General features: G+C 70.9%; 2 protein-coding genes. Both read right to left on the bottom strand.

Annotated elements, in window-relative coordinates; translation table 11 throughout:
• Positions 1-6,518: type I polyketide synthase (locus ACZ69I_RS38890; RefSeq protein WP_470837242.1), on the bottom strand; the 6,518-nt coding region annotated here is incomplete at its 3' end.
• 49 nt (positions 6,519-6,567) lie between these two features.
• The gene (locus ACZ69I_RS38885) at positions 6,568-11,859 is read right to left on the bottom strand and encodes an SDR family NAD(P)-dependent oxidoreductase (protein ID WP_470837241.1); all 5,292 of its coding nucleotides are present in this window, start codon (positions 11,857-11,859) and stop codon (positions 6,568-6,570) included.
• Between the last annotated feature and the right edge of the window lie 54 nt (positions 11,860-11,913).

The raw sequence follows: 11,913 nt of genomic DNA, 5'->3' as shown, positions 1-11,913 counted from the left end.
GCCGACAAACACCCACTCGCCAACGCCTGCCGAATCACCCGCTCCTGCGACGGACCACTCGGAGCCGTCAGACCATTGCTCGCACCGTCCTGATTGACGGCAGATCCGCGCAGGACGCCCAGGACCTGGTGGCCGTTGCGGCGGGCGTCCGAGAGGCGTTCGAGGAGGAGGACGCCGACGCCCTCGCCCCAGCCCGTGCCGTCCGCCGCCGCGGCGAAGGGCTTGCAGCGGCCGTCGGGGGCCAGGCCGCGCTGGCGCGAGAAACCGGTGAACACCTCGGGTGTGGCCATGACGGTCACACCTCCCGCGAGGGCGAGGCTGCACTCGCCCTGGCGCAGCGCCTGTGCCGCCAGGTGGATGGAGACCAACGACGAGGAACACGCCGTGTCCACCGTCACCGCCGGACCTTCCAGACCCAGGGTGTAGGAGACACGTCCGGAGACCACGCTGCCGGAACCGGCCAGCATGGAGTAGCCCTCCAGCTGGGCGTCCTGCGCCAGGCCTGCCGCGTAGTCGTGATACATGACACCGACATAGGTGCCGGTCAGGCTGCCCTTGAGTGTCGTCGGGTCGATACCCGCCCGCTCGAGCACCTCCCACGACGCCTCCAAGAGCAATCGCTGCTGCGGATCCATCGCCAACGCCTCACGCGGATTGATCCCGAAGAACGCCGCGTCGAAATCACCCGCATCCGGCAGGAAGGCTCCTTCGTCGGCGTAGCTGGTGCCGGGATGGTCGGGGTCGGGGTGGAAGAGGCGTTCCAGGTCCCAGCCGCGGTCGGTCGGGAACTCGCCGACCGTGTCCACACCCGCGGCGACCAGCTCCCACAGCTCTTCCGGCGAGGTCACTCCGCCCGGGTACTTGCAGGCCATGGCGACGATCGCGACCGGATCGTCCGTGTCGGCGGCAGTGCGGAGCGGGACGGGGGTGGCGGGGGCGGCGGGCGTCTTCGTCGGGCCGCCCAGGCGGGTGCACAGGTAGGCGGCGAGGGCCTCGGGAGTGGGGTGGTCGAAGGCCATGGTGGCGGGCAGGCGGAGGCCGCTGGCCGCCGAGAGGCGGTTGCGCAGCTGCACCGCCGTGAGCGAGTCGAAACCGAGGTCCTTGAAGTTGGCCTCGGTGCGCACGTCGGCCGCCGAGCGGTGGCCGAGCACCGCCGCGACACACTCGCGTACGACGTCGGCGACGGCCGCGCGGCGCCCGGCCTCGTCGAGGCCCGCGAGCCGTGTCTCCAGCGCGGCCTTGTCGACTGAGGAGTCGGCAGCCGCCCTGCGCCGGGTCCTGCCGGTCAGGTTCCGCAGCATCGCGGGCACGTCGTCGCCGGTCAGGCCGCGGACGTCGATACCCGCCGCGATCACCAGGGAGACGTGCGCGGCGGCGGTGCTGGCCGCGTCGAGGAGAGCGAGACCCTGCTCGTCCAGCAACGGCTTCACGCCGCCCGCGCGCAGTCGCGCCAGGTCGGCGTCGTCGAGATGCCGGGTCATGGCACTGCCGCGCGCCCAGAGACCCCAGGCGATCGACAGACCGGGCAGTCCGGCGCCGCGGCGGCGGGCCACCAGGGCGTCCACGAACGCGTTGGCGGCCGCGTATCCGGCCTGGCCCGCGTTGCCGAGGACACCGGCGGCGGAGGAGAACATCACGAACAGGCTCAGCGGCAGTTCCGAGGTGGCCGCGTCCAGGTTGGCGGCGACGGATGCCTTGGCCGCCCACACCTTGGCCAGTTGGTCGGTGGTCTGCGCGGTGACCACGGCGTCGTCGAGGACACCGGCAGCGTGGATCACGCCGGTCAGCGGATGTGCGGGGTCGACCGAGCCGATCAGCTCGGCGGTGGCCCGCTCGTCCGTCAGGTCGGCCGCGACGATCCGCACCGTGGCGCCGAGGTCTGTCAGCCGCTCGGAGAGGTCACGGGCGTCGGGCGCGTCGGGACCCTTCCGGCTGACGAGCAACAGGTGTCGTACCGACCACGCACGGACCACGTGTTCGGCGACCAGGCCACCCATCATGCCGGTGCCGCCCGCGATGAGAACCGTGCCCTCGGGGTCGAGGGCCGCACCGGATCGGGGCGCGGGTGTGTCGCCCTGGGGCAGGTGTGTGAGTGCGGTGGTGGCGCGGGCGAGGCGGGGAGCCTTGACTTCTCCGGCGCGCACGGCCAGCTGTGGTTCGCCGGTGGCGAGAGCCCGCTCGACCGCCGCGCGGTCGGTTCCGGGTTCGGCGTCCAACAGCACGAAACGGCCCGGGTGTTCGGCCTGGGCACTGCGGATCAGTCCCCACACGGCGGCGGCAGACACGTCGTCGACCGCCGACTCACCTTGGCCTGGGCCTGGGCCTGGGCCTTGGTCCTGGTCCTGGTCCTGGTTCGGCGGTACGGTGACCGCTCGGTGGGTGATCAGTACGAGTCGGGCCTCGGCGAGACGGGGTGCGGCGAGCCAGTCCCGTACGAGGTTCAGAGTGTGCGTGGCGGCTGCCCGGCCGCGAGCGTCGACGCTTCCGTCACCGTGACTGGCACCGGCATGGGCATGGGCATGGGCATGGGCACCAGCCTCAGTCGCCGCTGACGTGGTGTCGACGAGCACGGTCGCCGGGGGCCGCGTATCCGCGTCGAGGGCGGCCGACAGGGAGGCCAGGTCCAGGTACCTGGGGACGTCGTCACCGGCCCAGTCGGGCGCGTCCGGGCCGAGCACCACCCAGTCGTCAGCGTTCTCCACCCCGGCTGTCGGGGGCACGGACGTCCACTCCAAGGTGAACAGCCCGTGCGGACTGCTGCCCGCCCGGTCCGCCGAGCGCAGCAGTTCCGGGTCGGCGGGCCGCAGGGCCAGGGAGTCCGCGCTCAGGACCGGCGCTCCGGCGGCGTCGGCCACCGTCACACGCAGTCCCGCTCCGTCGTCCTCCGCACTCTCCCTGTACGGGGCCAGACGCACCCGTACGGTGGTGGCGCCGGTGGCCCACAGGGTCACCCCGTTCCAGGCGAACGGCAGGCGGAGCTCTCCCGCTTCACCGGACGCATTCGGGTCGAACAACAGTGCCGGGTGCAACGCGGCGTCCAGCAGTACGGGATGGATACCGAACCCCTCGTGCGTGCCTGCCTGTTCGGGCAACTCCACCTCGGCCAGCACGTCCTGACCGTGCCGCCAGACGGCGCGCAGTCCCCGAAAGGACGGCCCGTACTCATAGCCTGCCTCGGCAGCCCGTTCGTAGAGGTCGCCGATCTCCACCGGCTCGGCGCCGGCCGGGGGCCACGGTCCGCCGAGCCCGTCCGGTGCGTCGCCGGAGTCGGGACTCAGCGTACCGGTCGCATGACACGTCCAGCCCTCGTCCTGGCCCAGCTCCTCGTCCGCGTCGATACGGTCGATGCGGGAGAAGACCCGCACGTCTCGCCGTCCGCCCTGCCCCTCGGCCGTGCCGACGACGACCTGCACCTGGAGGCCGCCGGACTGCGGGAGCACGAGAGGCGCTTCGAGTGTGAGCTCCTCAAGGGTGGGGCAATTCGCCTCGTCGGCCGCCTGCAACGCCCATTCGACCAGCGCGGCACCGGGTACGAGCGCCGTACCCGCCACCGCGTGGTCGGCGATCCAGCCGCCACCGCTCCCGTCGGTCGCCGCGAGCCGCCCGGTGAGCACGAGCGCACCATCGGCCAACCCGAGCACGGCGGGCAGCACCTTGTGCTCCAGCCGCCGCAGCCCGGCGGACCGCACGTCCCCGACTCCGTCAACAGGCAGCCAGTAGCTGTGCCGTTGGAAGGCGTAGGTGGGGAGGTCGACGGTGCGGGGGGTGGGATCGGCTGGGAACCAGCGGCGCCAGTCGATGTCGGCACCTGCGGTGAAGGCGTGGGCGGCGGCGCGGGTGAGCTGGGTGGTGTCGCCCTGGTCGCGGCGGAGGGTGGGGATGACGGTGGCGGGGACGTTCGCCTGCTCGATGGTCTCTTCCATTCCCAGTCCCAGTACCGGGTGGGCACTGGCTTCGATGAAGAGGCGGTATCCGTCGGCGAGCAGGGCCTGGATGGTGTCGGCGAAGCGGACGGGTTGGCGGAGGTTGGTGACCCAGTAGCCGGTATCCAGCGCGGTGGTATCCGCCAGCCGCTCGGCGGTCACCGTCGAATAGAAGGCGACGTCCGTGGGGGTGGGTTGGATGTCGGCGAGGCGGTCGGTGAGCAGGTCATGAAGCGCGTCGATCTGCGGGCCGTGGGAGGCGTACCCGACGTCGATGACCCGGGCACGCAGGCCACGCGCCTCCGCTTCGGCCACGACCGCCGCCACATGCTCGGGCGGGCCGGAAATGACCGTGGAGGAGGGCCCGTTGACGGCGGCGACACACACACCCGACCGCTCCCCGATGAGCTCGGCAGCCTGCTCCGGGCCCGTCCCCAGTGACGCCATGTCACCGTGCCCCTGAAGCTGACGGAGGGCGTCACTGCGTACGGCCACGATCCGCGCCGCATCCTCCAGCGACAAAGCACCCGCCACACACGCAGCGGCCATCTCGCCCTGCGAGTGCCCCACCACAGCAGCGGGCCTCATCCCGTAATCCGCCCACACCGCGGCGAGCGAGACCATCACCGCCCACAGCACCGGCTGCACGACCTCGACTCGGGACAGCTCACTGCCATCCCCGCGCAGCACATCCCTCAGCGACCAGTCCACATACGCGGACAGCGCCTGCTCACACTCCGCGATCCGATCAGCGAACACCGGCGATTCATCAAGGAGCTGAGCCCCCATCCCCACCCACTGCGAGCCCTGCCCCGGAAACACCAACACCGGCCCCGGACCCACATCACCCGCAACCCCGGACACCACATCCGCCGACACCTCACCCGCCGCCAGCGCGCCGAGACCGGCTGTCAGAGTTTCGCGGTCATGGCCCACCACGACGGCCCGGTGTTCGAGAACCGACCGACTCGTGACCAACGACCACCCGATCTCGCCGACCGAGGCGGACGAGGCGGCCGGCGCAGTCAAGACCCCCGAGGCAACTTCATTCTCGGTCGTGAACTCGCCCAGCCGCCGCGCCTGTTCACGCAGCGCATCCCCACCGCGGCCGGAGACCACCCACGGAACCACCGGCGCCCCCGACGACGCGGCGGCGACGGCGACCGCGGCGGGCGCCTCCCGAGGGGACTCCTCGGGTGTGTCCTGCGGGGTCTCCTCGGGCGCCTCTTCCAGGATCACGTGTGCGTTCGTGCCGGAGATGCCGAAGGAGGAGATCCCGGCGCGGCGGGGGCGCACTCCGCGCGACCACGGGACCGGTTCGGTCAGGAGGCGCACGCCGCCACCGTCCCACTGGACGTGCGGGGTCGGTGCGTCGACGTTCAGGGTGGCGGGCAGTAGCTCGTTCTGCAGCGCCATCACCATCTTGATGACGCCCGCCACACCCGCGGCGGCCTGCGTGTGGCCGATGTTCGACTTCACCGAGCCGAGCCACAGCGGCCGGTCGTCCTCGCGCTCTTTGCCGTACGTGGCGATGAGCGCCTCGGCCTCGATGGGGTCACCGAGCTTGGTTCCGGTGCCGTGCGCCTCGACGACGTCGATCTCCGATGTGGAAAGGTGGGCGCTGGACAGGGCCTGGCGGATGACGCGGCGCTGCGAAGGGCCGTTCGGAGCGGTGAATCCGTTGCTGGCGCCGTCCTGGTTGATGGCCGAACCGCGCAGTACCGCAAGGACTTTGTGGCCCTTGCGGCGCGCCTCGGAGAGGCGCTCCAGGACGACGAGACCGGCGCCCTCGCCCCAGCCCGTACCGTCGGCCGCCGCGGCGAACGGCTTGCAGCGGCCGTCGGGCGCAAGGCCGCGCTGGCGCGAGAAACCGGTGAAGACTTCGGGGGTGGACATGACGGTGACGCCGCCTGCGAGGGCGAGGTCGCACTCCCCCTGCCGCAAGGCGGTGGCCGCCAGGTGCATCGCCACCAGCGAGGAGGAGCACGCTGTCTCGACCGTCACCGCCGGGCCCTCCAGCCCCAGCGTGAAGGAGACACGTCCCGACAGGACGCTGGGCGCCGTGCCCGCGTACCCCTCGGTCGCCTTGCCTCCGGGGTCGCCCTGGGTCTGGTTGCCGGTGGTCGCGGCGCCCACGTAGACGCCGGTGGGGCTGCCCTTGAGCGAGGCGGGGTCGATGCCCGACCGTTCGAGCGCCTCCCACGAGGTTTCCAGGAGCAGCCGCAGCTGTGGGCTGCTGGCCAGCGCCTCGCGCGGGCTGAAGCCGAAGAATCCGGAGTCGAACCGGTCGGGGGCGTCGATGAAGCCGCCCTCGCGGACGTAGCAGGTTCCCGGGTGGTCGGGGTCGGGGTGGTAGATGCCCTCCAGGTCCCAGCCCCGGTCGGTGGGGAAGGGCTCGATGGCGTCGTCGCTCGCGGCGACCAGCTCCCACAGGGCTTCGGGCGTCTCGATGCCGCCGGGGAAGCGGCAGGCCATGCCAACGACGGCCACCGGTTCCTGTCGGCGGTCCTCCACCTCGCGCAGACGCTGCCGGGTGTCGTGCAGCTCGGCGGCGACGCGCTTGAGGTAGTCGACCAGTTGCTCTTCACTCGCCATGAGAGTTCACCCAGCCTTCAGCGTGGTTGTCGCGCCGTGCACGGTCGGTTCACACACCCAGTTCTTTGTCGATGAAGTCGAGGACCTGGTCGGTCGTGGCGACCTGGAGCTGCTCCTTCGTACTGCCGGAGCGGGCCGACGCCCCGGTCGCCTTCCACTTCGCCAGAAGGGACTCAAGGCGGGCTGTGACCGCGTCGGCGTCGACGTGTTCGACGAGGGTGGTGGACAGGGCGCTCTCGAGTTTCGCCAGGTCCCGGAGGACTGGGTCGGTGGCCTCCGCACCCGCGGACGTGTCGCCGTCGGGGGCGAGTTGGGCGGCGAGGTGTTCGGCCAGGATGTCGGCGTCCGGGTGGTCGAAGACGAGACCGGCGGGCAGCCGGAGGCCGGTGGCGGTGGAGAGCCGGTTGCGCAGTTCGACCGCGGTGAGCGAGTCGAAACCGAGCTCCTTGAAGGTGCTGCCCGTGGCGAGGCTGTCGGTGCGGTGTCCGAGGACGGTGGCGGCCTGCTCCCTGATGAGCCTCACCAGCGTGTGGTGCCGGTCGGACGGCGGCAGGGCGGCCAGCCGGCCCGCGAGGTCGGCGGGCCGCTCGCCCGTGGCGGCGGTCGGCCTTCCCTTTCCGGCCCCGGAAGGGGCGGCCAAGCCGCGCAGGAGAGTGGGCCTGGTGTCGACGGGGTGCGTGGCCAGGGTGCGCAGGTCGAGGTTGAAGCCGACGAGGTGGGGGCGGCCGTGGTGACGTGCGGCGTCCAGCAGGGCCAAGCCGTGTTTGCTGGTCATGGCCTTGACGCCGATACGGCTCATCCGGGCTACGTCGGTGTCGCTGAGGCCGCCGGACATGCCCTTACCGCTGCCGTCTGCTGCCGGGCCGCCTACCCGGGTGTCTGTACGGGCGCCCGAGGCCTCCCACAGTCCCCACCCGACGGACAGACCGGCCAGCCCTCGCGACCGTCGGTGCTGCATCAACGCGTCGCAATAGGCGTTCGCGGCCGCGTAGTTGGCCTGCCCCGGACTGCCCAGCGTCGCGGCCGCCGAGGAAAACACCACGAACATGCCCAGCCGCATCCCACGAGTCGCCTCATGCAGGTTCCTCGCGGCGGCGGCCTTCGCCGCCCACACCCGCGCCAGCCCTTGCGACGTCTGCGCAGTCACCACCGCATCCGCCAGCACACCCGCCGCATGCACCACACCGGTCAACGGATGCGAGGGATCGGTCTTGCCCACCAGCTCCGCCACCGACTCGGCATCACTGACATCGGCCGCAACGATGCTCACCTCCGCACCCAACGCGCCCAGTTTCTCCACCAGTTCGCTTGCGCCCGGCGCTTGGGGACCACTGCGGCTGGCCAGCAACAGGTGCCGCACCCCCCACTCCCGCACCAGATGCTCGGCCACGACCTGCCCGAGCACACCCGTGCCGCCGGTGACCAACACCGCGCCCTCGGGATCGAGGGCAGGCGGAATCTCCAGCACCAGCTTGCCGGTATGCCTGGCCTGACTCATGAACCGGAACGCCTCCCGCGCCTTGTCCAGCGGCCAGGAACGTACCGGCAACGCCTTAAGCCGGTCTGAGGTGAACAACTCGCCGAGGTGGTCCAGCATCCCGCCGATGCGGTCCGGTCCCGCGTCGCCCACCAAGTCGTACGCGGTGTACGTCACGCCCGGGTACTCCGCGCCCACGCTCTCGGGGGTCCGCAGGTCGGTCTTGCCCATCTCCAGGAACCGGCCCCCCTCGCCGAGCAACCGCAGGGAGGCATCGATGAACTCACCGGCGAGACTGTTGAGTACGACATCGACACCACGCCCGCCGGTGGCCTCCCGAATAGCCGCCTCGAAGTCGAGATCCCGGGAGGACGCCCGGTGCCCGGCATCAACCCCCATCTCCTCCAGTACGCCATGCTTCGCCGGACTCGCCGTGGCGAACACCTCGGCGCCGAGGTGGCGCGCGATCTGCACCGCCGCCATCCCCACACCACCCGTACCGGCATGGACCAACACCCGCTCCCCCGCCTTCAGACCGGCCAACTCCACCAACCCGTACCAAGCCGTCAGGAACGCCGCCGGGACCCCGGCCGCCGCGCTCATGTCCCAGCCCTGCGGGACCGGTGTCACCATCCGCTCATCGGCGATCACCACAGGGCCGAACGCTCCCTCGAAGACACCCATGACGTGGTCGCCGACCGACACACGTGTGACGTCGGAGCCGACCTCCGTGACCACGCCCGCGCCTTCACCGCCCATGGCGCCATAGGCGGGGACCATCCCCAGGGCGACCAGTACGTCGCGGAAGTTGACGCCCGCGGCATGCACCGACACTCGCACCTGGCCGGAACCCAAGGGTTCCAAGACCTCCGGGCAGGCCACCGCAGCAAGGTCGTCGAGCGAGCCGCCGTCCACCATCCGCAGGCGCCACGCCGTTTCGCCCGGCGGTGCGACGAGTTCGGTCGAACGGCGCGCCTGCGTCAGTCGGGGTATGTAGAGCTGCCCCTCGCGCAGGGCGAGTTGGGGTTCGTCGAGGTGCTCGATGGCTGCACGCAGTACGTCCTGCGGAAGGTCGTCGATCGTCGCGCCGTCACCGGCCTCGACGTCGAGCAGGGCGAACCGACCCGGATTCTCCGACTGCGCACTGCGTACCAGGCCCCAGACAGCCGCCGCCGAGGCATCCACATCCCCGCTGCCGCCACCCGTGGCCACCGCACCCCGCGTCACCACGAGCAGACGCGAGTCGCCCAGCTCCGACGCCGCCAAGAACTCCTGAACCAGCGCCAACACCCGCTCAGCAGCCGGAAGACCACCGTCACCGGCAGCTGTCTCGACAGGGGTAACCACCGCCCACGGAACCGTTCCGCCCGCCGACACCTCCGACGCCACATCAGCCAGCCCGACGCCACCCGGCAACCCGGCCCAACCGTCACGGCCAGTCGATCCGCCCGCCTCAGCAACCGAAGCCGGAATGGGAAGCGGCGTCCACTCCACGGTGAACAGGCCACGCACATCCCGGTGTTGGGAAGCAACAAGCTGACCAGGGCTGACAGGGCGCGTCTGCAGAGCGTCGACACATAGCACGGGGCTGCCGGTCGTGTCGGCAACCGTGACGTTCAGCCCCTGGCCGACGCTCTCTCCGACCGGGCGCAGACGTACGCGAACCGTCGTCGCCCCCACCGCCCGAAGCGATACTCCGGTCCACCCGAACGGCACATGGATCTGACGGTCCCCCTCGTCGTCCTGAAAACGGGCGGCGAGGAGGGGGTGGAGGGCGGAGTCCAGGAGGGCGGGGTGGATGCCGTAGCCGTCGTGGGTGCCGGCAGCCTCGGGCAGCGCCACCTCGGCCAGCAGGTCCTGCCCGTCCCGCCACACGGCGCGCACGCCCTGGAATGCAGGGCCGTACCCGTACCCGGCTTCTGCGGCCTGCGTATAGAAGTCCTCTACGCTCACGGGCTCGGCACCGGTCGGCGGCCAGGTTCCGCCCAACTCCAACTCGGCTTCTGCCATGGGCGTTTCGGGGGCGAGTACGCCGGTGGCGTGGCACACCCACGCGTCACCGCCAAGCACGGCGTCGGCGTCGGCGTCGGCGTCGGCGTCGGCGTCCGGGCGGGTGTAGATCTCCACCTCGCGACGTCCGTCCTCGCCCGCCTCGTCCACCACGACCTGCACCCGCAGACCCCCCGACTCAGGCACCACAACCGGCGCCTGCAACATCAACTCCTCCACCACCCCGCAACCGACCTCATCACCGGCCCGCAACACCCACTCCACCAACGCGGCACCCGGCACCAACACCGCCCCAGCCACCACATGATCCACCAACCACGACACACCCGACCGCGACAACCGCCCCGTCAGCAGACACCCACCCCGACCGGCAAACTCCACCGCCGCACCCAACAACGGATGCCCCGCCGACACCAACCCCAGCCCCACCGCATCCCGCCCCCCACCGGACCGACCCGACAACCAGAACCGCTCCCGCTGAAACGCATACGTCGGCAGATCCACCACCCTCGGCGCCCTCACCCCACCCGAGAACACCACCGACCAATCCACAACCACACCCGCCACATGCAGACGCCCCAACGCCTCCACAAACGCCAACTCCTCCACCCGCCCACCAGCGAGGGAAGCGACCAGCACGGCATCGGAACGGTCGGTCTCGTCGAGGGTGTGCTGGGCGGCGGTGGTCAGCACGGGCCCGGGGCCCAGCTCCACGAACACCGCGGCTTCCGGGGCCACGCGGCTGATGGCGGGCTGGAAGAGTACGGCTTGGCGTACGTGCCGCGCCCAGTACTCCGCACTCGCGATCTCCTCACCAGCACGCTCACCCGAGACATTACTGATCAACGGAATCGACGGCCGCCGGAACTGCACCCCGCCCAACGCCTCGGTGAACTCCGCCAGCATCGGCTCCATCAACACCGAATGAAACGCATGACTGACCGCGAGCGCCTTGGTCTTACGACCCCGCTCCCGCCAGACCGCAGCGATCCGCTCCACCTCGTCATCGGGGCCCGAAATGACGGTGGAATCGGGGGTGTTGACCGCCGCCACGCTCACCGCAGTCCCGGCCAACTCCGCAGCCAGCTCCTCACGCGTGGCCTGCACCGCACACATCGCCCCACCCCCGGGCACCCCCCCCATCAAACGAGCCCGCGCCCCCACCACCCGGCACGCATCCTCCAGCGAGAACACCCCCGCCACATACGCAGCCGCGATCTCCCCGACCGAATGCCCCACCACTACATCCGGCCGCACCCCCACCGACCCCCACAACCTCGCCAAACCCACCTGCAACGCAAACAACCCCGCCTGCGCCCACATCGTGTGATCCAACCGCTCCTTCGGACCACGGAACACCACCTGCCGCAATTCACCAGGCGCAACACCCAACGGCCCCTCCAACAGGCCACACACCTCATCGAACGCGTCCGCAAACACCGGGAAACGCTCATACAACCCCGCACCCATACCCACCAGCTGACTGCCCTGACCGCTGAACAGCCAGAGCATGTCGCCACCGGCATGCCCCTGCGGAACGGACGGGCCGATCAGCGCCGAATGCGGCTCCCCCGCTTCCAACGCCGTCAGCCCCGCGACGAGTTCGTGCCGCTGCGCACCCACGACCACGGCTCGGTGCTCGTGCAGCGCACGCGTCGTCAGCAGCGACCACCCCACATCGGTCAGCGGCGCGCGCGACGCGTCGTCGACGAACTCACTCAGGCGGCGTGCCTGGTCGCGCAGGGCCTGCGGGCTGCGCGCCGACAACAACCACGGCACCACCACCCCACCATCCCCGACGCCGCCCCCACCGCCATCAGCCGCCGGGGACACCGCACCCACCGGCTCAGCCACATGCTCCAGAATCAGATGCGCATTCGTCCCCGACGCACCGAACGACGACACCCC

The organism is Streptomyces sp. NPDC036815 (assembly GCF_055609205.1).
Note: the sequence above shows the minus strand (reverse complement) of the source record. Positions and strands in the feature narration are given on the sequence as shown.